The sequence below is a fragment of the Filimonas zeae genome (genome assembly GCF_014641615.1).
GTDB classification, from domain to species: Bacteria; Bacteroidota; Bacteroidia; order Chitinophagales; family Chitinophagaceae; genus Filimonas; species Filimonas zeae.
The window spans coordinates 405,275-429,431 of record NZ_BMIB01000004.1 but is presented as its reverse complement, the minus strand read 5'-3'; the positions used below and the strand labels follow the sequence as shown (position 1 = coordinate 429,431).

The window sequence follows — 24,157 nt, the reverse complement described above, 5'->3', positions numbered from 1 at the left end:
GCTTTGTTTTGCAAAGTATTGGAGCAAAAAAAATTACTCGATAGACCTGATCATTTTTTCAAGCGCATCCAGATGCAGCTTGAAAGCCTTTTCTCCTACTTTGGTAGCGGAGTAGGTGGTATTGGTTTTACGGCCCACAAAGCTTTTCTGAACCTTCAGGCAATTGTTTTCTTCCAGGTTTTTTAAATGACTGGCCAGGTTACCATCCGTAATGTGCAGCAACTCCTTTAGTTCATTAAAACTTACCTCATCGTTCACCATCAGGGCACTCATGATGCCTAAACGGATGCGACTGTCAAAAATTTTATTCAGATTTTCAATCGGATTCTTCATGCCTCACTTGTTTTGGTATTCCTGTCGTACTTATACCACATTATGCCGCCGTATAAAATATGCAATATGCCAAATCCCGCCGCCCAAAAATACAAACCGTAACCGGTAAACTGCAAATTGATAATGCCCAGTGCCAGTTGACCGTAACCCAGATACTTAATTTCACTGAGAGTAAACTTGCTGCCGTTAAGTAACGCCAGACCGTAAAAAATAAGACAGCCGGGAGCTACCAACCCAAAAGTGCCAAAGTGCAGCAGTTTTAAAATGTACAATCCACCTGCAATCAACGGCACACTTACGTGAATCATGAGGCGCTGAGCGGTTTTGCCCCAGATAGGCACCCCTTCGCGGCGGCTTTTAATCCATGTAAATACAAAGGCGCTGATGAACGCGGCAATAAAAGTAGCCGCCGCAATCCAGAAAAGTGTAGTATTCAACAGCAGTTGAATGCTGAAATCCATACCGGCATCATATGCCAGCGAGCTGTTTCCTCCTCTTTCATAGGAGTAGGAACCCATCATATAATCTTTATAGCCATACACATAGTCATACGAAACCCATGCGCCAATCAGCGCACAAACGCCGGCAGCAATGCCGCTAAGCCCGCTAAGGCTGATGAAGCGGCTGCTTTTTTCCATCATACTACGAATGTCCTGTAAGGCCGAAAGATGCTGGTGGGGATTGTTCATAAAAGCACTTTGTTTGTCAAAGGAACAGAAAAAATCAATTACAAGGCATTTTACGCATGGAAAAATTTTGATTTTTGTTTCTGTTACCTTTGTTGCCTGACCAAAAAAAGCTAAATACATGATACCGAGTATGCTGTTGCGATTGATAAAATTTGGACTTGTTGGCGCAACCGGCGTTTGTATCGACTTTGGAATAACATGGCTGTTGAAGGAAAAACTACGGATTAATAAGTTTGTTGCTAACACATGTGGCTTTACTGTAGCGGTGGGTAATGGATATGTTCTGAACAGGTACTGGACGTTTCAAAAACACAATGACGCCACTTTTCAGGCCGATCTGGTGCGTTTTCTGTGTTTTTCGCTGGTAGGGCTTATTCTGAATAATCTGTTGGTGTGGTATTTTAACGAAAAGGTGCAGTTTAAGTTTTATATTTCGAAAGGATTAGCGGTAGTTTGCGTGTTTTTCTGGAATTTTTTCAGCAATTTCTTTTTCAATTTTAAATAAAAGCTACCCGGGTATTCCGTACCCCTACAGGTAGGGGATGATTGATCGCATGTATAAAAAACAACTATTCTATCTTGTTTTGATTGCTTCCATAGTCAGGCTCATTGCTGCCGCAATGCTTGAACTGGGAAATGATGAGGTATATTATTACACCTATGCCCTGCATTTACAATCTAATTACTTCGATCATCCTCCGGGCGTAGCCTGGCTAATCCGCTTTTTCAGCCTCAACCTTACGTTTACCCACGAAGCGTTTATTCGCTTGGGTTCGGTAGTGTTTGCGGCCATAGGCACTTTACTCAGTTTTCATATTGGCAGTTTTGTACGTAATGCGCGTACCGGCTGGTATGCTGCCCTGCTTTACAATACCAGCATATACAGCTGTGTAATAGCCGGCACTTTTATATTGCCGGATAGTCCGCAGGTGGTATGCTGGCTGGCTGGTTTGTATTATTCCGTTATTCTGGTGCAGCGTACGGCTGAAGGCAAAAGTATATCGCCCTGGACTTGGGTAATGATAGGCGTATTGAACGGGCTTTGCATTATGTGTAAGGTGCATGGTGTGTTTTTATGGGGCGGCCTGGGTTTATATATATTATTGTACCAGCGTAAACTGCTGTCTTCTCCCTGGCTGTATGTATCTGCGCTCATTACCGCTGCTATCATCAGCCCCATCCTTATCTGGAATATTCAAAACCAGTTTGTTACCTGGAATTATCACAGCAACCGGGTAGAGGTAAACACTTTTTCGCTGGATACCGACAGCTTTCTGCAAACCATTTTCGGACAGTTATTTTATAATAACCCACTGAATGTAATAGCCATAACCATTGCGGTAATTTATGCCGGGCGGCGTGTGCTGGTGCAAAAGGCCACCCAACGGATATTGCTGCTGTGCGGGCTGCCGATTATTATTATGACCACTGGTGTATCGCTATTCCGCAGTGTGTTGCCGCACTGGAGTGGTCCGGGCTTTTTAAGCCTGCATTTTCTGGCCGCTGCTTATTTTGATTATACAGCTGCAGGCAGTAGTAAAAGGGCTGGTAAAACCCACTGGCTGCTTAAAACGGCAACGGTGCTGATTACAGTAGTAATGGTGGGCGGCATTGGATTAATACGCCTGTATCCCGGTACTATAGGCAGCAAAGACAAGGAAAGCTACGGGGAAACAGATTTTACCCTGGACCTGTACGGCTGGCGGCAGTTTGGAGCCGTGTATGCCAACTGGTACCGGCAACGTGAGCAGGAAGGGGTATTGCAGGCAGGTACTAAAATTGTTTGCAATAAATGGTTTCCCGCTGCCCATGAAGAATATTATCTTGCAAGAAAAACCAACAGCCCCGTAATAGGGCTGGGTGATATAAACGATTTGCACCATTATGCCTGGCTTAACCGGTTGAGACCATCGTTACAGAAAGGAGAAAACGCATTGTGTATTGTGCCCAGTAACTATCCGGATAACCCGGCAACCACTTATGGAAAATGGTTTGCATCGGCAGAGTTATTACAAACCTTTGCACAAACCAGAGGAGGAAAACCCTGCCGTTATTTTAAAGTATATCTGCTGAAAGGATATAAAGAGGCGGTTGCTTCTCCTGTACACTAAATATTGGATGCCTTGAAACGTAAAATTTCCATCAAAGAGCTGGCCCGTATAACGGGTACCTCTGCTACTACCGTATCTTTTGTAATGAACGGTAAGGCAGAAGAAATGCGTATCAGCAAGTCGGTGGCCGACAAAATTCTTAAAGCCAGCAAACAGCATGGATACTCTCCCAACCCGCTGGCTGTAAGTTTAAGAACAGGTCATTCCAATATTATTATGGTACTGGTGGAAAGCGTAAGTGGTAACTTTTTTGCCACCCTGGCCAAAGTGGTAGAGGCAGAGGCTGAGCAGTACGGCTATAAAGTAATGTATGGCAGCACCGATAACAACCTGCCTAAAACCCGGGATATGATGAAGCTGCTGCGCCAGATGAACATTGAAGGGTATATAGTTACACCGGTAGCAGGTATGCAGGAAGATATTCAGTTACTACAGGCACAGGGCAAGAGTGTGGTAATGGTAGACAGCTATCTGGATAAGGTAGAGGCACCTCATGTGCTGGTAGATAATTTTGAGGGCGTTGTAAAGGGAATGGCACACCTGGCCGAAGCAGGCTATAGTAATATAGGTTTTGTAACCTCCGATCTGGCACTGGTGCAAATGGCCGAACGGGAAAAAGCATACAAAAAAGGCTTACAAAGCCATAAACTGCCTTTTGATAAAAAAAACGTACTGAAAATACCTTATGGTATCAGCAGAGAAGAACTGGTGCATACCATTGCCAGTTATCTGGAAACACATAAAGGGCTGGATGCACTTTTCTTTGCTACCAACTATCTGGGCATTGCGGGGCTGGAAGCCATAGGTAAGCAGAAGATAAAAGTGCCGAAAGAGGTGGCTATGATTTGTTTTGATGATCATGAAGCTTTTCATACCTACCCCGGAGGTATTACGGTAATCGAGCAGCCTATTGAAGAAATTGCCAGAACATCCGTAGAATTATTGATGCAGCAGCTGGGTAAAAAATCAGCTGCTGCATCGGGTAATACCGGTAATCAGAAATTACCGCCCAGGTTAATTGTGCGTGGCTCTACTAAAAAGCCCGTCCGTTAATTACCGTCTGGCTTAATGGCGTTACTTCTGGGGCTGGCTGGTAAATACCAGGTATCTGCACTGTCCGGTTTGGCTGGGTTAAATGCCGGGGTATCGTTTAACAGGTATTTGCTGATGCCCAGTTTGTTTTGCTTTATCCCTTCTACAATACACTTTGCTAATTCATATGCGCCATAGGCATTAAAGTGCGTGTTATCTTCCAGCACTTTATCCTGGCCGGGCCAGGTATTGGCAGGGTAGTGTACAAAGGCTTTTTTAGAAGGCTCCACACCCAATGCATCATACAATGCGGTAGTCATAACATTCAGATCAATCAGCGCAACCTTTTCTTCCATCGCCACTCTGCGTGCAGCTTCCGGAAAATCTCCCAGGGTGTTGATAGTTTTGCGGGTACTGCTATCAAACCTGCGGCGGCTGGTAGAAGTAACCACCACCGGAATACCTCCCTTTGCTTTGGTTTCGCGGATAAACAGTTTTAACCTTTCTGTATAGGATTTAAAAGCGCCATCGTTAACACCTTTATCTTTCTGATCGTTATGGCCAAATTCAATAAACAGGTAATCGCCCTTCTTCATTACACTTAATACTTTCTCCAGGCGTTTGCTGCCCAGGAAGCTACCCAGCGTAAGGCCAGACTCAGCATGGTTGGCAATGGCTACGCCGGGTTTAAAAAAGCGCGGAATCATTTGTCCCCACGATGCCCATGGCTCTTCATCCTGATCTACCACGGTAGAGTTGCCTGCCAGAAACACAGTTACGGCCGTTGGGTTAGGGGTAATGGTAATGGCACGTACGGCTGGTGCAGGGCCGTTAAACTCAAAAGTAAGTTTGCGGTCCCAGTCCAGCTTGGTAAGCTCGCGTGTTTTTAAACTTACGCGTGTGCCTCCGGCAATTTCCGGGCGCCTTACATTCAGCGTAAAGCTTTTGGCGGTAAAACCATTGGGGCGGGTAACTACGTTCTCCAGCAGCAGGCGTCTGCTTTCTGCTTTTACAGTGGTAAAAGCGCTGTCGGTAGTGCTGCCCAGTGTAAGGGTTACATTATAATTGCCCTCAGGCACGGTTACCGAAAAATAGAATGGCTTGCGCGGTGCCGGAGTGGTACCCAGGTCATAGCCATACCCCTTTTCTTCAGAATAGATATCGGTGTCTGCTACCTTCCGGTAACCCGCAGCAGGTTTGCCGGGGCCAAAGCTGAACCGGTAGTTGTTTTCTGTTTGTTGCTGTGCGTATAGCGACAGGCCTATGAGCCATACGGCTGAGGTTAAGGACAATCGTTTCAGTTGTGTCATAAATAAGGTTGATTGAGCCAAAGGTAATGTGAGGCAGTAAAGTTAACCGGCACAACAGCATGTTCGTCCTGCACTGTCCTGTAACTGAGTGGTTTAAATATGCTTTTGTGGCTGGTAGCTGATAACCTGCCTGTGGGTACCGGAAACCTTTGTTGTAGGTGCAGGCTACTTTCTCTAAAGAATAACCCGGATATAAACCAGAGATAAGGCAGACATAACCCAGTTACTTATTAGACTGGGTTATCACTGGGTCATTACTGGGTTATCACTGGGTTATCCTCCTTTTTGCATACAGGTTGTAAGCTATAAAGCCACAGTTTGCCATAAGGCATAAAGCAGGAAGCTACGGAGGATATAAGGGCAACCAAAGAGAATGCGCAGCCGGAACAGGCCGCATTATTGGGCTGAAACCGGAGACGATTAAAGCAGGCTTACCGGCACACAAAGGCGACCGGTAACATTAAAGGGAAGCTCTTCTTTTCAGGTAAAAAGGTAATGCCAGGTGTTGGGATGATTGTTCCAGTATCAGCTGGGCAGCTTTTTCGCCCATCAGCTGAAAATCGGTGGAAATAGTGGTAATACCGTTCAGGATGATCTTTTTGAGCGGGGTTTCGTTGTAGGAAATTACACCAACGTGTTTTCCTACTTTCAGTTTGGCAGCGAGTATCTTTTCAATCAGTATTACCAAATCGTTTTCCATCAGGTTAATATATACCTCGCCTTCACGGATGGGCTCTTTGCTGATGTCGTGTACTACTTTATAGTTAAAGGCGTACTGGTGGCAGAACCGGAAAAAGCCTTCCAGTATCTCGTGCGGGAAATAGGTGTATTCCGGGAAAATGATCTTGAGGGTATGGTACTTGCCCAGCAGGTCGTTGGCCTGTTCCAGGGCATGGTAAATATCCTCCTCAAAGTCTTCATACACGGCACCGTAGTTGCCCTCCACACCTGATACCAGCTTATCCATCAGAATCAGCTTGTCGCAGGGAATGGTATTGATAATTTCGTGCGCATTTTCGCCCCCTTCCAGAAAGTGGGGAATGATTACATAGTGTGTATAGTCGTTTTTGCTGTTGGTGAGAAACTTCTTAAACAGCGAAAAATCGTTATTATATATATAGAAGTCAATAGCAGCCAGTTCGCCCAGGCTGGCTACAAAAGCATCGTACACAATCTTCTTGTGCGCACTTAACTTATTGAATAACAGGAATATTTTGAGATTCTGGTTTAGTTCTGTACTTTTTACAAAGTATCCCTTGCCGGGAACAGAACCCAGTATGCCTATCTTTTTAAGGTGCTTGTATCCCTTTTCTGCAGTATCGCGGGATATTTCAAATTCAAAGCTCAGTTCGTTAATAGACGGTAATATATCACTGCTTTGTAAAACCCCTTCGCTAATGGCCTTAATAATACAGTTTGCCAGCTGCAGATACTTGGGAGTGGCAGAATAATAATCTATGTACAGATGTTGAAATATAGCAGGTTTCTTCATGGGGGATGCAAGCTACCTTGTTAAAAACTTGATGGCCAAACTTACAGTAAAATCTTAAGTAAGAAAAGCCAAAAATGCGAAGTGGTAAAATGTAGCGAAAGCATGACAGTGCATGACAGCAATCCTATTCCTTGCTTCTATCTTTAGCCCTCTGATTTTTGCCATAGAAAAATAAAGAATCAACATGAATGTTATTTTAGGTGTTATTTTTCACTTTATAGGTGGTTTTGCCTCCGGAAGTTTTTACATACCCTTTAAAAAAGTTAAACAGTGGTCGTGGGAAAGTTACTGGATTGTAGGTGGACTTTTTTCATGGCTGATTGTGCCACCGATTGCTGCTTATTTAACCATACCTGGTTTTGCTGAAATTATTAAACAAACCAGTGCTTCTACCCTGGGTTGGACTTATCTGATGGGTGTTTTATGGGGCATTGGCGGTTTAACCTATGGCCTGGGTGTACGTTACCTGGGGGTATCGCTGGGTAGCTGTATTATCTTAGGGTTATGTTCTGTATTTGGCTCCCTTATTCCCTCTGTTTATTACGATTTATTTCCCACTACCGGTAAGGATACAATTTCCCTCATGTTTTCTGAAAGCTGGGGCCGTACCGTACTGCTGGGTATTTTAGTATGTACCATAGGCATCATCATCTGCGGTAAAGCAGGTATGCTGAAAGATAAAGACCTGGCTGGCGGTGACGCAGGGGCTGGTAATAAAGAATTTGATATTAAGAAGGGCCTGGTGGTAGCCATTGTTTCCGGTGTATTGAGCGCGTGTTTCAACTTTGGTATTGAAGCGGGTAAGCCTATGGCGGAAAAAGCGGTGGAACTGGGTAACAACCCGCTGTTTCAGAACAACGTTATTTATGTAGTGCTGTTATGGGGTGGTTTAACTACCAATTTTATCTGGTGTATGATACTGAACGCCCGTAACAAAACGTTTGGTGATTATACCGATAAGAAGGCGCCGCTGGCATCTAACTATATTTTCTCTGCTATGGCAGGTATTACCTGGTTTCTGCAGTTCTTCTTCTACGGAATGGCAGAAAGCAAACTGGGTAACGGTGCCAGCTCCTGGATATTACACATGGCGTTTATTATTCTGATTGCCAACGTGTGGGGCCTGATATTAAAAGAGTGGAAAGGAGTAAGCCGCAAAACCTACGCAACTGTTATTGCCGGTATCCTGGTGATTATGCTGTCGATACTGCTGGTAGGCCGTGGTAATGCCATTAAAAAAGACGCAGAAGAAAAGAAAGCAGGTGTGGAGCAGGTTGCTTTACCCGAATAGTAGTAACCCTTATTAAATCATAAACAAGATTCATTCAAACAATAATAATATAGATATGTCAACAGCTGCATCAACTCAATACAAGCATGTGAGTTATCTGTGGGACGAAAAAAAAGCCGCTGAACTGGCCGGCGACGAAGTTGCCCTTTTAGTGTATCGTTCTAACCTGTTAGGTGCTGATTTGCGTTTAACCAACTACGGTGGTGGTAACACTTCCTGCAAGGCGATAGCAAAAGATCCTTTAACCGGTAAGGAAACAGAAGTAATGTGGGTAAAGGGTTCTGGTGGCGACCTGGCTTCTATGAAGCGCAATGGTTTGGCTGCTTTGTATGTTGACCGTTTACGCAGTCTGACAAATGTGTACAGAGGCATTGAGTTTGAAGATGAAATGGTAGAACTGTTTAACCATTGCATTTTTGATCTGGCTTCCAAAGCACCTTCTATTGATACGCCTTTACATGGTTTTTTGCCTTTCAAACATATTGATCACCTGCACCCTGATGCAGCTATTGCTATTGCGGCAGCAAAAGACGGTAAGAAAATTACCCAGGAGCTGTTCAACGGTACTATCGGCTGGGTAGAATGGCAACGTCCTGGTTTTGACCTGGGCCTGAAACTGAAGCAGTGCCTGGATGAGAATCCTGGTATCCGCGGCATTATGCTGGGCTCACACGGTTTATTTACCTGGGGTGACACCGCTTATGAGAGCTATGTGAACACGCTGGAAGTAATTGAGCGTTGTGCACAATACATACAAGACAACATACACAAGCAACCAGCAGTTTTTGGCGGGGCGAGGTTACAGTCCTTGTCTAAGGACGCCCGCATGCAACAAGCGGCGAACCTTGCTCCCATACTGCGCGGTTTTTGTTCAAGCTATACCAAAATGATCGGTCATTTTACCGATGACGATCGTGTATTGGAGTTTATCAACTCTAACGACCTGGACAGACTGGCTCCTATGGGTACCAGCTGCCCCGACCACTTCCTGCGTACTAAAATCAGCCCGCTGGTGTTAAACCTGAAAGCTGACCAGGACCTGAGCGATGTAAAAGCAATTAAAGAACAACTGGCTCCTGCTTTTGAAGCATACAGAGCTATGTACACAGAGTACTACAACAGCTGCAAGCATCCGAATAGCCCTGCTATCCGCGATACCAATCCGGTTGTTATTCTGTACCCGGGTGTAGGTATGTTCACTTTCTCTAAAGACAAGCAAACGGCACGTGTAGCGGCTGAATTTTATATCAACGCTATTAACGTAATGAAAGGCGCAGAAGCTATTTCTGAGTACACTTCATTACCACGCCAGGAAGCTTTCAATATTGAATACTGGTTACTGGAAGAAGCCAAACTGCAGCGTATGCCTAAGCCTAAAGCTTTAAGCGGCCGTATTGCACTGGTTACCGGTAGCGCTGGTGGTATTGGTAAGGCTATTGCCAAAAGATTTGCCAACGAAGGTGCTGTTGTGGTAGTAAACGATAACGACGCATCCCGCCTGGAATCTGCTAAAGATGAGTTTCAGAAAGAATACGGTAAGGATGTATTTGCTACCGCTATCCTGGACGTAACAAAGGCAGATGATATCAACGGTGCGTTGAAGGTAGCGGCACTGGCATTTGGTGGTGTGGATATCATCGTTAACTGCGCTGGTTTATCTATCTCCAAGCCATTGGAAGAGCATACTGAAAAAGACTGGGATCTGTTATATGATGTATTAGTGAAAGGTCAGTTTCTGGTTACCCAGGCTGGTGTGGAAGTAATGCGCAAGCAGGATATTGGTGGTGATGTACTGAACATTGTAAGTAAGAACGCTTTAATGAGCGGACCTAACAATGCAGGTTACGGTAGCGCCAAAGCTGCACAATTACACCTGAGCCGCCTGAATGCTGCTGAACTGGGTAAAGACCATATTCGTGTGAACGTGGTTAACCCTGACGCGGTAATCAGCGACAGCAAAATATGGGCAGGTGCATGGGCAGAAGGCCGTGCTAAAGCTTATGGTGTAACCGTAGCAGAATTACCAGCTTACTACGCAAAACGTACGTTACTGAACGAGATTATTTTACCTGGCGATATTGCTGATGCATGTTTCGCTTTTGTAGGCGGCCTGCTGAACAAATCAACCGGTAACGTACTGAACGTTGACGGCGGTGTAGCTACAGCATTTGTAAGATAAAAAATCAGAAGTCAAAATTTAAAAGTAAAAAATAAGAACTCAAAGGCACAACGCTTTACTTAAGTGAGCGGCCGTTCTTTTTGAATTTTTACTTTTGAGTTTTGACTTTTTACTTTCGTATATGAAGATTGCATTTACCATGAAACTGTTTCCCGGAAAGGAAGCGGAGTACAAAAAGCGGCACGACGAAATCTGGCCTGAGTTGGCTACCTTGCTAACAGAAACAGGTATCAGCGATTACTCCATTTTTCTGGATGAAAAAACGCTGACTTTGTTTGGGGTATATGAAGTGGCGGATGCAGAAGCATTACAGAATTTACCCGACCAACCCATTATGCGGAAATGGTGGCATTACATGGGCGATATTATGGAAACCAATCCTGATGAATCGCCGGTAAGCATACCGTTAAAGCAAGTATTCTATTTACCTTAAAAATGATTGCGTTATGCAACTGGAAAAGTATAAAATAGACGAGTTTAATAACAGTGTAGAGAGTGCCCACAAACGCAAGTTTGACTATGTAGCGGCTGATGTGAACAAACTGGATGATGTACTGAATAAGCTGGCTGCTTTTCAGGTAGCTATTCCCAGCTGGGCTTTAGGTACAGGCGGCACCCGTTTTGGACGTTTCCCCAGCCGTGGTGGTGAACCACGCAACCTGGAAGAAAAAATTGAAGACGTAGGTCTGCTGCACGCGTTAAACCGCTCCAGTGGTTCTATTTCTCTGCATATTCCCTGGGATATTCCCTCCAATGCCAAAGCTATTAAAGCACTGGCTGCACAGCACGGGCTGAAGTTTGATGCCATGAACAGCAACACCTTCCAGGACCAGGCTGATCAGAAACTGAGTTACAAGTTCGGTTCTATGCAGCACGTGGATAAGGCGGTGCGCAAGCAGGCGGTAGATCATAACATTGAAGTAATTAAATACGGTGCGGAGCTGGGTTCTGAATCGCTGACTGTTTGGTTGGCGGATGGTTCCTGCTTTCCCGGCCAGCTGAATTTCAGGCAAGCCTTCCAGAATACCCTGGAAAGCCTGCAGGAAGTATATGCGGCTTTACCGGATAGCTGGAAACTGTTTGTGGAGTACAAAGCGTTTGAACCTAATTTCTACTCTACAACAGTAGGCGATTGGGGCCAATCTTACCTGTATGCCAGCAAACTGGGTCCTAAAGCCTATACGCTGGTAGATCTGGGACACCATTTACCTAACGCCAACATTGAGCAGATTGTATCGCTGTTGCTGATGGAAGGTAAACTGGCCGGTTTCCATTTCAACGATTCTAAATATGGTGATGATGACCTGACCGTAGGCAGCATTAACCCATACCAGCTGTTCCTGATTTTTAAAGAACTGGTAGAAGGTATGGATGCCCGTGGTATGAACCACGCATCTGACCTGGGCTGGATGATTGATGCTTCTCACAACGTAAAAGATCCGCTGGAAGACCTGCTGCAATCTGTTGAAGCTATTATGGTAGCTTATGCACAGGCTTTACTGGTAGATGAAAAAGCGCTGAAAGAAGCACAGGCTACCAACGATGTGGTACGTGCACAGGAAATTCTGCAGCAGGCTTACCGTACAGATGTACGTCCGTTGGTGGCAGAAGCCCGTTTACGTGCGGGTGGTGTACTGGATCCTGTTGCGTTCTACCGCCAGCAGGATGTAAGAGGCAACCTGATTAAAGAAAGAGGTGCTAAAACCGTAGCAACCGGATTATAAAATTTCGCGGACAGACGACAGATGGCAGCTGACAGGTTTTGTTACACATCTGTCGCTGTCAGCTGTCAACTGTTCCATATGAGCGTTCCTGTAGTAGCCATTTTTGATATTGGTAAAACCAATAAAAAGCTCTTCCTGTTTGATGAGCATTACCACATCGTATACGAGAAATCTGCCCGGTTTGAAGAAACTACAGATGAAGATGGGGATGCCTGTGAAAATGTAACCGCACTTACCGCCTGGGTAAGAAGTCTGCTGGACGAGGTATTTACCCAAACACAATTTGCTGTAAAAGCGCTCAACTTTACTACTTACGGTGCCAGTTTTGTGCACATAGATGATAAAGGAGAAGTGATTGCGCCTTTATATAATTATCTGAAGCCTTATCCACCTGCTTTAAGCAAGGCGTTTTATGAGCAGTATGGTGGTGAACTGGCCGTTTCTAACGCTACAGCCTCGCCTGTGCTGGGTAACCTTAACTCCGGCATGCAACTGTACCGTTTAAAAAAGGACAAGCCGGAGTTGTATAACCAGATTGCCTGGTCGTTACACCTGCCGCAGTATATCAGTTACCTGATAACAGGGCGTTTATTCTCCGATATTACCAGCATAGGCTGCCATACACAGTTATGGGATTTTCAGAAGAATACCTACCACCAGTGGGTTACTGCTGAGGGAATTGATAAGAAACTGGCGCCGCTGCTGCCTTCGGATAATGCGGTACCGGTAACTATTAAAGAGCATGCCGTAGTGGCAGGTGGGGGATTGCACGACAGTTCTTCGGCCTTAATCCCTTACCTCATCTGTTTCAACGAGCCATTTGTATTAATCTCTACCGGTACCTGGTGTATCAGTCTTAATCCGTTTAACAGCAATCCGCTGACAAGGGAAGAGCTGGAGCAGGACTGTTTGTGTTATATGGAGTTTCATGGCAGACCGGTAAAAGCTTCCCGTTTGTTTGCAGGTAATGAGCATGAGCAGCAGACCAAACTGCTGGCGGCACACTTTCATACAGCAGCTGACTACTTTAAAAAAGTAGAATACAACCCGGATATTATTGCCGCACTTCCTGCGGCACCGGAAGCAGCTGGGAAAGAGGGGTTACAACAATCGGTGTTTGGACTGCGAAATCTGGCGGACTTTACCACTTACGAAGAGGCTTATCATTGCCTGATAGCGGATATTATGCAGCAGCAGAAAATATCCACTCAACTGGTTATTCAGGATACTGGTGTGAAACGTATTTTTGTTGACGGCGGGTTCAGTAAAAATCCCATTTACATGAATCTGCTGGCAGCGGCATTTCCGGGAATGGAGGTTTTTGCCGCCTCGGTTGCACAGGCTACCTCGGTAGGGGCAGCACTGGCCATCCATAAACACTGGAACCATAAGCCGTTGCCTGGAGACTTGATTGAGATGAAGTATTATACGGTAACACAGAATATGGAAATATGAAAGTAGGGTTGTTTATACCTTGTTATGTAGATCAGTTTTACCCGCAGGTAGCTATTGCCAGCCTGCAGTTGCTGGAAAAGCTGGGCTGTGAGGTGGAGTTTCCTATGAAGCAAACCTGCTGCGGCCAGCCGATGGCCAACTCAGGCTATGAGCATCTTACAGCAGGATGTAATGATAACTTTGTGGACAATTTCGCCGGTTTTGACTATATCGTATGTCCTTCCGGTAGCTGTACCCTGCATGTAAAAGATCATTTGCACTCTCATAAGAACGAACAGGCGGCGGTAACCATCCGCAAGCGGATATACGAACTTTCGGAGTTTCTGACTGATGTTTTGCAGGTAAAAGGGCTACAGGCACGTTTTCCGCATAAAGTAGGCTTTCACCAGAGTTGCCACGGGCAGCGCGGTTTGCATATGTCGCAGATGAGCGAGCTGGTGGCCGAACCTTTTTCCAAACCCGAGCAACTGCTGAACCAGGTAGAAGGAATTGAACTGGTGGCGCTTACGCGTAAAGATGAATGTTGCGGATTTGGCGGTACTTTTTGCGTGGCAGAAGAGGCGGTGAGCGCTAAAATGGGAAAAGACCGGGTGGCCGACCATCTGAAGCAGGAAGTAGAATACATTGCGGGTGCTGATATGAGCTGCCTGATGCATATGGAAGGGATATTACGCAGACAGAAAAGTCCGGTGAAAGTGATTCATATTGCTGAAATATTAAACAGTACGTTGCATGAACCAACCGCATAAAGAACACGCTGAGCTGGCTGAGAAGTTTAATGCGGACGAGGATCGCGTAAACTGGCATGATGAAACATTGTGGTGGATACGCCAGAAGCGGGATAAAATAGTATGGCAGCTTCCTGAATGGGAGCAACTGCGCGAAACCGCTTCGCAGATCAAGCACAATGTACTTTCTCATTTATCAGAATATTTACTGGAGTTTGAAGCCAATGCGCAAAAGAATGGTGTTACTGTACACTGGGCTGCCAATGGCGAAGAACACAATAAGATAGTATACAAGCTGCTGAAAGAACAGGGCGTTACACAAATGGTAAAAAGTAAGTCGATGCTTACGGAAGAATGCCATTTGAACGAGTTTCTGGAAAAGCAGGGTATTGAAGTGGTGGATACAGACCTGGGCGAGCGTATTGTACAGCTGGCTAAGGAACCGCCCAGCCATATAGTACTGCCCTGTATACACTGGAAAAAAGAAGAGATAGGTGAACTGTTTCATAAATTTCTGGGTACACCGGAAGGCAATGCCGATCCACAGTTTTTAACACATGCGGCCAGACTGGCCCTGCGCCAGGATTTTCTTACCCGTAAAGTAGCCCTTACCGGGGTAAACTTTGCGGTAGCAGAAACGGGTGAGTTTGTGGTATGTACCAATGAGGGCAATGCCGATATGGGCGCGCATTTATCTAATGTGCATATTGCCAGTATGGGCATTGAAAAGCTGATACCCAAGCGCAAACACCTGGGTGTGTTTCTGCGCCTGCTTACCCGCAGTGCTACAGGGCAGCCGATTACTACTTACAGCAGCCATTTTTCCAAACCACGCCCCGGCCAGCAGATGCATATTATTCTGGTAGATAACGGCCGTAGCGTGCACCTGGGCAAAGAGGAGTTTCGCAATTCATTAAAGTGTATCCGTTGCGGTGCCTGTATGAATACCTGCCCCGTATACCGGCGCAGTGGCGGGCATAGCTATCACAATGCAGTAGCGGGGCCTATCGGGTCTATACTGGCTCCTAATTTTGATATGCGTAAAAATGCTGATCTGCCTTTTGCTTCTACCTTATGCGGATCATGCTCCAACGTATGTCCGGTAAAAATTGATATACACGATCAGTTATACAAATGGCGTCAGGTGCTGGCTAAAGAAGGGCATACCCCCAAAGCCAAAACCGCAGCTATGAAGGTGATGGCCGTTACCCTGTCTAAGCCGGGTATATTTACCGTTGCCGGTAAAATGGGGCGTATAGTAATGCGTAATGTTCCGGGGCTGGTAAACAATAAACTGAACCCATGGTTTAAACAGCGGGAAATGCCGGAAGCACCCAAAGAATCATTCAGAGAGTGGTATCAGAAAAACAGGAAGAAATAATGAGTTCACGGGAAGATATATTAAAAACACTGCGGCAGAACCAGCCGCCTGCGGTAGCACTGCCCGATACGCAGCCTTTTGCAGGTATGAAGCCGGTAAATGCCGATCAGTTTATACAAACTTTCAAAACCATTGGCGGTGCTTTGTATGAAGCAAGGGATTATGCCCATGTGGAAGAAATACTACGTGCAGATTTTGCCGCCTTTCCACTAAAGCGTACTACGCTGCCACAATTATCGGGCATTGCAGATACCAGTTGGTTTACGGTAGACCCGCATACACTGCACGATACAGAAGTAATGATAGCCGAAGCATTGTTTGGTGTATGCGAAAACGGCGCAGTGTGGATTACCGAGCAGCAGATGGTGCAGCGGGCAGCTATGTTTATTCCCGAGCATCTGGTAATGCTGGTAAGTAAAGCAAGCCTGGTAGCTACCATGCATGATGCCTATGTACGCATTGCTGAATTGCATAACGGGCCTTATGGCTTTGGTGCTTTTATTGCCGGCCCCTCTAAAACTGCCGATATTGAACAATCGCTGGTACTGGGTGCCCACGGCCCCCGCACTATGACGATGATGCTGTTACCTTAAAACGCTGGTATATGAACCGGAAAGATTTTCTCCAATATAGTTCACTGTTAGCAGCGGGGCTGTTGTTGGGAGAAAGTGTAACCGGTGCCGGCAGAGAAAAGGCAACTGCCTTTAGCAAACGCCTGCAGCCGGTGGGCCGCAGGCTGGAACTGGAAGGATATTATGTATGGTGCAACAGTCCCTTCTACGGCCCCGATGGCAAGGTGCATGTATTCTTTTCGCGCTGGAAAGCAGAAAAGAAGATGGGAGGCTGGATTAAAGGCTCTGAAATTGCACATGCAGTAGCTGAACATCCCGAAGCGCCTTTTACTGTGTTGGGTACCATACTGGAGCCGCGTGGTGAAGGATACTGGGATGCTACTACCTGCCACAATCCTTTTATTACACAGTTTAACAATAGGTACTACCTGTATTTTATGGGCAACAGCAATGGTAAAACCAATACCAAACGTATAGGTGTAGCCGTTGCTGATTCTTTATACGGCCCATGGAAGCGACCAGATGCTCCCTTATTGCTACCTGGAGAAACCGGTGCGTGGGATGACCATTGCACCACCAACCCCGCCGTTATTGCGCGGGAGGGTAAATACTGGCTCTACTATAAATCGTGGAATACCCACGACTATGAAACAGCAGCAGGGCCTGTAAGAGGTAACCGTAAATACGGGCTGGCTTTTGCAAATAACCCGGAAGGGCCGTTTACTAAATATGAACACAACCCTGTAATAGACTTTAGCCATATGCCTGGCAATGCACAACTGGAAGATGCTTTTGTATGGCAGCAACAGCAGAAGTTGCATATGTTATGCAGGGATATGGGTATTTATGATCATGAATACGGCTTGTTGATGGATAGCCGTGATGGTTTACACTGGAATAAACCTGGTATTGCTTACTACAACGCAGATAAATACATTCAGCAACCACCTGCACCTTCGCATCTTAAAAAATATGGCCGTTTTGAACGCCCGCAGCTGTTGCTGAAAGAGGGTAAGCCTGCTTATTTATTCACCGCGTCTCAGGGAGGTCAATACATGACTTCCTCTTCCTTTCTTTTTAAAGTAGTGTAATTAGTATGTACACAATGTTATTATGTACCCCTGTTTTATAGGGTGCGTGAGTGTTAGTTCACCACAGTATTGTTGTTTTTACACTTAAACTGATGTTTTTGATCTTTCAGCAGGATGGGGCAGGATACCTGTTGGGGATATGTTAAATACTTTCGCCGCCATGTACCAGAAGTACATATACCTAATATAACTATAAGCCTATATGAAAGTAAAACTACTTGTCATGCAGGGAGTGCTATGCTTAACCCTAATGCTATGCCCCCGATTTAACGAAAAGCTGTTTGCCCAGAGCGATTCGGCCAGTGTAAAGAAAACTGTTTCAGGAAAAATTACCGATGCAGATGGTAAGCCTGTTAGCGGCGCTACCGTGCAGGTGAAAGGCACTACCAATATGGTGGCTGCAAGCGCTACAGGTGAATTTTCTTTAAAAAGTGTATCAGCTGATGCGGTATTAATTGTATCGGTTGTAGGCTTTGAAACACAGGAAGTTTCTGTTGGCGGACAATCTACCATTACCATTGCTTTAAAAACGAAGCCCAACGCCCTGGAAGATGTTGTGGTAGTAGGTTATGGTACCCGCAAGAAAAGCGATGTTACCGGTGCCGTAACACAAGTAAAGGCTGAGCAGATTGCAGCAGTACCTTCACAAAACCTTGCACAGGCTTTACAGGGCCGTGCAGCCGGTGTGGATATTGCAGCTGGCAACTTCAGACCAGGTGAGGCACCAGCCATTAAAATCAGAGGTAACCGCTCTCTGCTGGCAACCAATGATCCGTTGTATGTGATTGATGGTATACCCAGTAATGCGAATATTGCAGATTTCAGCCCTTTAGACATTGAATCTGTAGATGTATTGAAAGATGCTTCTGCTACTGCTATTTATGGTTCCAGAGCTGCCAACGGTGTAATTCTGATTACCACCAAGCGTGGTAAGGCAGGACGTTTTTCTGTAAACTACGATACGTATGTAAGCATTGACAATATCCAACGCAAGCTGGACCTGATGGATGGTGGTGAGTTTGCGGAGTTGAGAAGAGAGGCTTACCGTACTACAGGAACTTATCGCCGCACCAACAGTGATCCTACCTTATGGTATGCTGATCCGCGCGCGGATCAGGCTTTGTTTAACGGAGACAATAACATGTGGCGCTCTGTTGCGCAAGGCTACGAGTGGGTTGATTTTGCCAACCTTGTTCCTAAAATGCGTGCCACCACTGCTGCTGAACAGGCGGCATGGGGTGTAGCAGAAGTTCCGGTATACGATGCTTCTAAGGTAAGAACCTTCGATTGGCAGGATGCTGCTCTGCGTACCGGAATCTCCCAAAGTCATCAGATTCGTGTAGCTGGTGGTACTGAAAAACTGCGTGGATCTTTTTCCGGTAACTACCTGGATCAGGAAGGTATTCAGAAAGGGCAGGATTTCAAACGCTACAGTGCTGCTGCTACTTTAGACTTCAAACCCAATTCTGTAATAAGCTTTGGTGCTTCTATGAACATCAGCCAGTCTATTCAGAATTACGGACCTAATATTTACGGCCGTGCTATTGGTGGTTTACCCATTGCGCAGCCTTATGATACTGCCGGTAACTTTGTTTTCATGCCGGGCAATGATGTAAATATTCTGAACCCGCTGCGCGATGACAATCTGGTATTTGATGAGCGCCGCAGCTTCCGTTTCTTCGGTAGTTTTTATGGCGAAATTCAGTTTATGAAAGGACTGAAGTACCGGATGAATTTTGGACCAGACTTCAGACAATTCCGTCGTGGAAGGTTCCAGGCAAGTGCTTCTACCGAAAGACAGAACGGAACCAACATTGCTTATAACGATCAGGAAACAAGGCTGTCTTATACATTGGAAAACCTCGTGTTTTTTGATAAAAAACTGGGCTCCAATCACGATCTCGGTGTAACCTTATTGCAGAGTGTGCAGAATTTCAGAAATGAAGGGATGTCTATCTCTGCATCAAATCTGCCTTACGATCAGCAAAAGTGGTATGCGCTCAGCTCCACCTATAATGGAACACCTGATGGTTATGGCTCCAGCTATTCCGCTAATAAGCTGGTATCGTACATGGCGCGTATTAACTACACGTTCATGAGCAAATACCTGTTAACCTTATCAGGTCGTTATGACGGTGCAACTGTACTGGCTCCTGGCAACAAAGGAGATTTCTTCCCTTCTTTTGCATTAGCCTGGAAGGCGAATGAAGAAGAGTTTTTAAACAAGGTTACCTGGCTGAATGAACTGAAATTCAGAGTGGGATATGGTACTGTAGGTAACTCTGCTATAGGCCCTTATCAGACTGGTGGTACACTTGACAGAACTATTTATTTATGGGATAATACCCCTGCGTATGGTTATGCGCCCAGCTTAACTACTGGTATTCCTTCACCCAATCTTTCCTGGGAGAAGAGCAGTACTGTTAACGTAGGTATCGATTTCGGTATTTTCAAACGTAGAATTACCGGTACCGTAGAATTCTATAATACCAGTACAAAAGACCTGCTGATGAGACGTAGCTTGCCTGGTGCAACAGGTTATACCAGCACCTTGCAGAATATAGGTCAGACACGTAACCGTGGTGTGGAAGTATCAATTTCAAGCACCAATATAGATAACCGTAGCAATGGCTTCAGATGGACTACGGATGTAACCTTTATGAAAAACAGTGAGAAGCTGGTGAGCCTTATTAATGGTAAAACAGATGATATAGGTAACAACTGGTTTATCAATAGACCACAATCTGTTTTTTATGATTTTGTATACGAAGGCATATGGCAGAACAATGAAAAGGATAACGCATTAATGGCAAGATACAATGCTAAAGGTGCATCGTTTAAGCCAGGAGATATCCGCATTGCTGATTTGAATGGTGATAGCTTATTTGATGGAAGCAATGACCGCAGAGTAATTGGTTCTCCCAGTGTGCCTAAGTGGAGTGGAAGTGTAACCAATACCTTCTCTTACAAAAACTTTGACCTGAGCATTTATGTATACGGCAGAGTGGGTACCACTGCTGCATATGGCTCTCCGTTGCTGGAAGGACGTTATCAGGAAGGCAAGAAGTTCAACTATTGGACTCCTACTAACCCTTCTAACGAAGCTCCACGTCCGAACAGAGGAGCTGCGCAGCCGTTATATGCTTCTTCTATGCAATACCAAAGCGGCACTTTTTTCCGTGTAAGAAGCATTTCGCTGAACTACAACTTTAAAAAAGAGCTGATTTCAAAAATTAAGGCAAACAACCTGAGTGCTTATGTAAATCTGGTAAACCCATTCCTGTTTACAAAGTATGATGGCTTAGATCCTGAAGTTACCCAGCAGGGCGCTACTTCCGGTGAGCGCAGCCAGGCATGGGGCGCCAGCACCAAAAGTGTAGTAGTAGGTATAAGAGTTGGGTTTTAGTGATTGTTTGATCTGAAAAAATGAAAAAAATGAAAAAAGCATTTCTCATATTAGCAGCCGCCAGTCTGCTCGGCTCTTGTAAAAAGAGTTACCTGGATGAAGAACTGGTAGCAACCTTAACCAATGATTATTATAAAACCGCACAGGGTGTAGATGATCTGGTAAAAGCTTCTTACGAAAGAGTACGGTTTAAGTTTGAATACGAATGGGCTTACGCATTGTTTCAGGTAGGTACCGATGAGTTTACAGAGGGTGATGTAACTGACTTTAACTATTATAATCGTTATGCCAGTGGCATTTCTCCTGTACCTCCTGTAAGTGGCGATGCCTTTCTGACTACCTTATGGTCTGATAATTACACAGGTATTAACCGTTGTAATGCGGCTATAGAAAACCTGGGTGTGGTACCTTACGGAGCCAGCATTACCAACGAAACGGTGAAAACCCAACGCAGGGCGGAAGTAAGATTTTTACGCGCATATTATTATTTTATGCTGGTGCAGCAGTTTGGGGCGGTGCCGTTGTTAACAACTCCAACGGTAGGCGTTCAACTGGAGTTTCCACGTACGGCTGTGCCACAGGTGTACAATCAGATCATATCAGATCTTCGTTTTGCTTCTGATAGCTTACCTGCTACTCAGGGAAATCAGGGTAGGGCTACCCGTGCAGCTGCCGATCACTTTCTGGCCAAGGTATACCTGACCAGAGGTAGTGCAAAAGTGCAGGAGCGTGGACAGAAAGCAACTGATATAGACAGTGCTGCTTTTTATGCAGAAAGAGCAATTAACAACGCAGGTGGCTTTGTACTGGCTTCTAACTATAAAGATTTATGGGATGGAGTGTATACTCCAGCAATAGCTACAAGCTTGCCTATTGCCGGCGACCTTAGCAGAAGTGAAGCTGCGCAACGCAATAAAGAAATTTTATTTGCAGCTCAGTTTAACTCCAGCCTTTTATACTCAGGAAGATTTGGTAACCAGACGCACCTGTATTTTGCTATGCGTTATGATAATGAAGTAGGAACACCGCGTGATTTATTCAGTGGCAGACCTTTCAGAAGAGCGCAACCTACCGACTATACGCTGAGTTTGTTTGACAGGAAAAATGATAGCCGTTTTTATAAGAGCTTTACTATGCATTATCTGCGTACAGGCTCTTCCAGTATTCCTAAGTGGACAGCTGATAATGCTCCTTCTCCGGCTTTGGTAGGACAGGACAAATTTGCCTTAGGCGACACTGCGGTATTAGTGGTGGTAAATGATGAAAATACAACCATTACCCGTCAGGACGTAGAAAAATCACGCTATGCTTTTTATCCCCGTTTTTACAAAGACGGTACTAATACGGTAAGAGGGTTTAAAGCTGGTGTATGGCCTACCCTGGTGAAACATCTGGATCCGTTCCGTACAGGTATTGCTACTCAACAGGGAACTAAAGACGGTATTGTAGCCCGCCTGGGAGAAACTTATCTGATTGCAGCAGAAGCTTATGGCAGATTGGGGCAATATTCCAAAGCGTTGGAATTTATTAATAGGCTAAGAGAGCGTGCTGCGTATAAGTCAGGTGAGGAAAAACCACAGGCGTTCTGGCAGTTTGAAGGTGGTACAAAAGGAGATGTGGCAGCTACTTACGGTAATCTGATTGTTACTGAAGCAAAATTTGAAACCAACGATCCTGTAGAAATGTATCCTGCTTCTGCTTCTACTAAAGCTGAACGCTTTATTCATTTTATTCTGAATGAGAGAAGCCGTGAATTAGCAGGCGAGTTGTACAGATGGGAAGATCTGGCCCGTACAGAAACCCTGATAGAAAGAGTGCAGCAGTTTAATACACTGGCTAAACCTAACATTCAGGCAAAACATTTGTTACGTCCTATTCCTCAGATTCAGATAGACCTTACGTATAAAGATGGTCGTCCTATGACCGGGGATGAGAAGAAAGCGTATCAGAATACGGGTTATTAGTCTTAAATACCGAAATATTCATAGTAAGCCCCGTTTTCTGACCGGAAACGGGGCTTTTTTCAGGACGGGACGGGATAGTTGTTGAAAGGGGGAACTTACCTTTAAATCCGCTTGCAGCATGTATAACCAATTACACATCTCCGCCATATGATGAAGAAATTTATTATTCCCATTATTGTATTTTTTGGTGTGCAGTTGCCCGGAATTTTACAGGCACAGTTGCGCAAACCCATCCCGGACAAACCGGTGGTACCGGAACTGGTAACAGGCAGTGTAACACCTATGCCGCTGGAATGGATAGATAAAGACACCCGTCATAAAGTAATCAGACTTACCCGCAATGAGGGGCAGAATGCCAGCTTCTATTTCCACAACAATCCGTTTGTGGGTGATGATATGATATATTACAGTACGGGTACAGATGGAAGGCAGTTGTGGAAGGTGAATCTGAAATCGCTGAAAACAGAACAACTGACCAGCCATGCCGGTATACTGAAAGGGGAGATAGTGGGTGTTAAACGGAAGGAAGTTTTTTATCAGGTAAAGGATAGTGTGTTTGCTGTAAATACAGCTACTAAAAAGGAACGACTGGTGTTTGTGTTTCCGGATGATTTTAAAGGAGACATTACTACCCTGAATGCAGATGAAACGCTGCTTGGGGGCGCATATAGCTCTCCCAAAGAAAAAGATATATTCAAGGCCAACCCGGAGAAATCCAGTTATTTCAATCTCATTTACGAAGCAAAACTGCCGCGTACGCTGTTTACCATAAATATTGCTACAGGAGAGTTGAAGAAGATTTTTACAGACAGTGCCTGGCTGAACCACGTACAGTTTTCACCAACCGATCCATCTTTACTGCTGTTTTGCCATGAAGGCCCCTGGCATAAGGTAGACCGTATCTGGACCATTAATGTGCATACAGGTAAAGATATACGGCTGATGCATAAGCGTAGCATGGATATGGAAATTGCAGGGCATGAATGGTTTGGTGCTGATGGGCGTACCATATGGTTTGATCTGCAACAGCCACGGGGTGCTACCTTTTTTGTGGCAGGGGCAGATATAGCTACCGGAAAAGAGAAGAAGTATCAGTTCGACCGTAATGAATGGTCGGTACATTATACCAGTAACCAGGATGAGACGTTGTTTGCAGGCGACGGTGGCGATCCCGGTGCGGTGGCCAAAGCACCTGACGGAAAGTGGATATATTTGTTTCGCCCGCAGGAAGCCAGGTTTGTACCGGAGCGATTGGTAAATATGAAACAGCATCACTATAAGCTGGAGCCTAACGTACATTTTTCACCGGATAATAAGTGGATTATATTCCGGGCCAATTTTGAAGGGCAGGAGCAGGTGTATGCCGTATCAGTCAATAAACAGGATTTATAAATATATA

General features: G+C 45.2%; 19 protein-coding genes. 15 read left to right on the top strand and 4 right to left on the bottom strand.

The annotated features are described in order from the left end of the window. Positions 1-33: 33 nt before the first annotated feature. Together IEY13_RS20350 and IEY13_RS20345 are read right to left on the bottom strand one after the other, a co-directional pair. Positions 34-333, bottom strand: a complete 300-nt coding sequence (locus IEY13_RS20350) for a winged helix-turn-helix domain-containing protein (protein WP_188955661.1) — start codon at positions 331-333, stop codon at positions 34-36. Further along, positions 330-1,022 carry a hypothetical protein gene (locus IEY13_RS20345; protein WP_188955659.1) on the bottom strand — a complete coding sequence of 231 codons (693 nt, stop codon included), beginning with the start codon at positions 1,020-1,022 and terminating at the stop codon, positions 330-332. The genes IEY13_RS20350 and IEY13_RS20345 overlap by 4 nt, the downstream gene beginning before the upstream one ends. Before the next feature lie 118 nt (positions 1,023-1,140). Here IEY13_RS20345 and IEY13_RS20340 point away from each other — a divergent pair, with 118 nt between their 5' ends. The 3 genes from IEY13_RS20340 (at position 1,141) to IEY13_RS20330 (ending at position 4,186) form a co-directional block, all read left to right on the top strand. Next, positions 1,141-1,527, top strand: a complete 387-nt coding sequence (locus tag IEY13_RS20340) for a GtrA family protein (protein WP_229687934.1) — start codon at positions 1,141-1,143, stop codon at positions 1,525-1,527. A gap of 115 nt (positions 1,528-1,642) precedes the next feature. After that, entirely contained in the window at positions 1,643-3,133 is a 1,491-nt protein-coding gene (locus IEY13_RS20335; protein WP_188955657.1) for an ArnT family glycosyltransferase, read from the top strand. A 12-nt stretch (positions 3,134-3,145) separates the two neighbouring features. Continuing rightward, positions 3,146-4,186: a LacI family DNA-binding transcriptional regulator gene (locus IEY13_RS20330; protein WP_229687933.1), complete on the top strand. Its 1,041-nt coding sequence runs from the start codon at positions 3,146-3,148 to the stop codon at positions 4,184-4,186. On the opposite strand, the gene IEY13_RS20325 is transcribed toward IEY13_RS20330, so the two are convergent. Continuing rightward, positions 4,183-5,475: a rhamnogalacturonan acetylesterase gene (locus tag IEY13_RS20325; RefSeq protein WP_188955654.1), complete on the bottom strand. Its 1,293-nt coding sequence runs from the start codon at positions 5,473-5,475 to the stop codon at positions 4,183-4,185. The two genes, IEY13_RS20330 and IEY13_RS20325, sit on opposite strands and share 4 nt — an antisense overlap. Before the next feature lie 460 nt (positions 5,476-5,935). Beyond that, complete coding sequence (locus tag IEY13_RS20320) at positions 5,936-6,967, bottom strand: GntR family transcriptional regulator (protein WP_188955653.1); 1,032 nt, start codon at positions 6,965-6,967, stop codon at positions 5,936-5,938. 184 nt (positions 6,968-7,151) lie between these two features. On the opposite strand from IEY13_RS20320, the gene rhaT reads away from it, so the two are divergent. From rhaT to IEY13_RS20260, 12 genes are all read left to right on the top strand, one after another. Further along, positions 7,152-8,258 (top strand): L-rhamnose/proton symporter RhaT, encoded by a 1,107-nt coding sequence (gene rhaT, locus IEY13_RS20315; RefSeq protein ID WP_188955651.1) that lies wholly within the window; start codon positions 7,152-7,154, stop codon positions 8,256-8,258. A gap of 55 nt (positions 8,259-8,313) precedes the next feature. After that, positions 8,314-10,437, top strand: coding sequence for a bifunctional aldolase/short-chain dehydrogenase (locus IEY13_RS20310; RefSeq protein WP_188955649.1), 2,124 nt, complete (start codon positions 8,314-8,316; stop codon positions 10,435-10,437). Between the two features lie 121 nt (positions 10,438-10,558). Beyond that, positions 10,559-10,870 carry an L-rhamnose mutarotase gene (gene rhaM / locus IEY13_RS20305; RefSeq protein ID WP_188955646.1) on the top strand — a complete coding sequence of 104 codons (312 nt, stop codon included), beginning with the start codon at positions 10,559-10,561 and terminating at the stop codon, positions 10,868-10,870. Between the two features lie 13 nt (positions 10,871-10,883). Then, the gene (locus IEY13_RS20300) at positions 10,884-12,161 is read left to right on the top strand and encodes a sugar isomerase (RefSeq protein WP_188955644.1); all 1,278 of its coding nucleotides are present in this window, start codon (positions 10,884-10,886) and stop codon (positions 12,159-12,161) included. Positions 12,162-12,239: 78 nt separating this feature from the next. Continuing rightward, positions 12,240-13,616 carry an FGGY-family carbohydrate kinase gene (locus IEY13_RS20295; RefSeq protein ID WP_188955642.1) on the top strand — a complete coding sequence of 459 codons (1,377 nt, stop codon included), beginning with the start codon at positions 12,240-12,242 and terminating at the stop codon, positions 13,614-13,616. Then, positions 13,613-14,365 carry a (Fe-S)-binding protein gene (locus tag IEY13_RS20290; protein WP_188955640.1) on the top strand — a complete coding sequence of 251 codons (753 nt, stop codon included), beginning with the start codon at positions 13,613-13,615 and terminating at the stop codon, positions 14,363-14,365. Before IEY13_RS20295 ends, IEY13_RS20290 begins: the two co-directional genes overlap by 4 nt. Next, positions 14,349-15,725, top strand: a complete 1,377-nt coding sequence (locus tag IEY13_RS20285; RefSeq protein WP_188955638.1) for a lactate utilization protein B — start codon at positions 14,349-14,351, stop codon at positions 15,723-15,725. The genes IEY13_RS20290 and IEY13_RS20285 overlap by 17 nt, the downstream gene beginning before the upstream one ends. Next, the gene (locus IEY13_RS20280) at positions 15,725-16,318 is read left to right on the top strand and encodes a LutC/YkgG family protein (protein WP_188955636.1); all 594 of its coding nucleotides are present in this window, start codon (positions 15,725-15,727) and stop codon (positions 16,316-16,318) included. The genes IEY13_RS20285 and IEY13_RS20280 overlap by 1 nt, the downstream gene beginning before the upstream one ends. A gap of 11 nt (positions 16,319-16,329) precedes the next feature. Next, the gene (locus tag IEY13_RS20275) at positions 16,330-17,388 is read left to right on the top strand and encodes a glycoside hydrolase family protein (RefSeq protein WP_188955634.1); all 1,059 of its coding nucleotides are present in this window, start codon (positions 16,330-16,332) and stop codon (positions 17,386-17,388) included. Positions 17,389-17,590: 202 nt separating this feature from the next. Next, the gene (locus tag IEY13_RS20270; RefSeq protein WP_188955632.1) at positions 17,591-20,794 is read left to right on the top strand and encodes a SusC/RagA family TonB-linked outer membrane protein; all 3,204 of its coding nucleotides are present in this window, start codon (positions 17,591-17,593) and stop codon (positions 20,792-20,794) included. A gap of 29 nt (positions 20,795-20,823) precedes the next feature. Further along, positions 20,824-22,758, top strand: a complete 1,935-nt coding sequence (locus tag IEY13_RS20265) for a RagB/SusD family nutrient uptake outer membrane protein (protein WP_188955630.1) — start codon at positions 20,824-20,826, stop codon at positions 22,756-22,758. Between the two features lie 147 nt (positions 22,759-22,905). Next, the gene (locus tag IEY13_RS20260; RefSeq protein WP_229687932.1) at positions 22,906-24,150 is read left to right on the top strand and encodes an oligogalacturonate lyase family protein; all 1,245 of its coding nucleotides are present in this window, start codon (positions 22,906-22,908) and stop codon (positions 24,148-24,150) included. Positions 24,151-24,157: the final 7 nt, after the last annotated feature.

Bases quoted from the DNA above. Each gene is read 5' to 3' on its own strand.
- IEY13_RS20300 (WP_188955644.1), top strand. From the start codon at position 10,884: ATGCAACTGGAAAAGTATAAAATAGACGAGTTTAATAACAGTGTAGAG.
- rhaT (WP_188955651.1), top strand. From the start codon at position 7,152: ATGAATGTTATTTTAGGTGTTATTTTTCACTTTATAGGTGGTTTTGCC.
- IEY13_RS20350 (WP_188955661.1), bottom strand. From the start codon at position 333: ATGAAGAATCCGATTGAAAATCTGAATAAAATTTTTGACAGTCGCATC.
- IEY13_RS20335 (WP_188955657.1), top strand. From the start codon at position 1,643: ATGCTTGAACTGGGAAATGATGAGGTATATTATTACACCTATGCCCTG.
- IEY13_RS20260 (WP_229687932.1), top strand. From the start codon at position 22,906: ATGATGAAGAAATTTATTATTCCCATTATTGTATTTTTTGGTGTGCAG.
- IEY13_RS20325 (WP_188955654.1), bottom strand. From the start codon at position 5,475: ATGACACAACTGAAACGATTGTCCTTAACCTCAGCCGTATGGCTCATA.
- IEY13_RS20340 (WP_229687934.1), top strand. From the start codon at position 1,141: ATGATACCGAGTATGCTGTTGCGATTGATAAAATTTGGACTTGTTGGC.
- rhaM (WP_188955646.1), top strand. From the start codon at position 10,559: ATGAAGATTGCATTTACCATGAAACTGTTTCCCGGAAAGGAAGCGGAG.
- IEY13_RS20345 (WP_188955659.1), bottom strand. From the start codon at position 1,022: ATGAACAATCCCCACCAGCATCTTTCGGCCTTACAGGACATTCGTAGT.
- IEY13_RS20290 (WP_188955640.1), top strand. From the start codon at position 13,613: ATGAAAGTAGGGTTGTTTATACCTTGTTATGTAGATCAGTTTTACCCG.
- IEY13_RS20270 (WP_188955632.1), top strand. From the start codon at position 17,591: ATGAAAGTAAAACTACTTGTCATGCAGGGAGTGCTATGCTTAACCCTA.
- IEY13_RS20295 (WP_188955642.1), top strand. From the start codon at position 12,240: ATGAGCGTTCCTGTAGTAGCCATTTTTGATATTGGTAAAACCAATAAA.
- IEY13_RS20285 (WP_188955638.1), top strand. From the start codon at position 14,349: ATGAACCAACCGCATAAAGAACACGCTGAGCTGGCTGAGAAGTTTAAT.
- IEY13_RS20275 (WP_188955634.1), top strand. From the start codon at position 16,330: ATGAACCGGAAAGATTTTCTCCAATATAGTTCACTGTTAGCAGCGGGG.
- IEY13_RS20280 (WP_188955636.1), top strand. From the start codon at position 15,725: ATGAGTTCACGGGAAGATATATTAAAAACACTGCGGCAGAACCAGCCG.
- IEY13_RS20320 (WP_188955653.1), bottom strand. From the start codon at position 6,967: ATGAAGAAACCTGCTATATTTCAACATCTGTACATAGATTATTATTCT.
- IEY13_RS20265 (WP_188955630.1), top strand. From the start codon at position 20,824: ATGAAAAAAGCATTTCTCATATTAGCAGCCGCCAGTCTGCTCGGCTCT.
- IEY13_RS20310 (WP_188955649.1), top strand. From the start codon at position 8,314: ATGTCAACAGCTGCATCAACTCAATACAAGCATGTGAGTTATCTGTGG.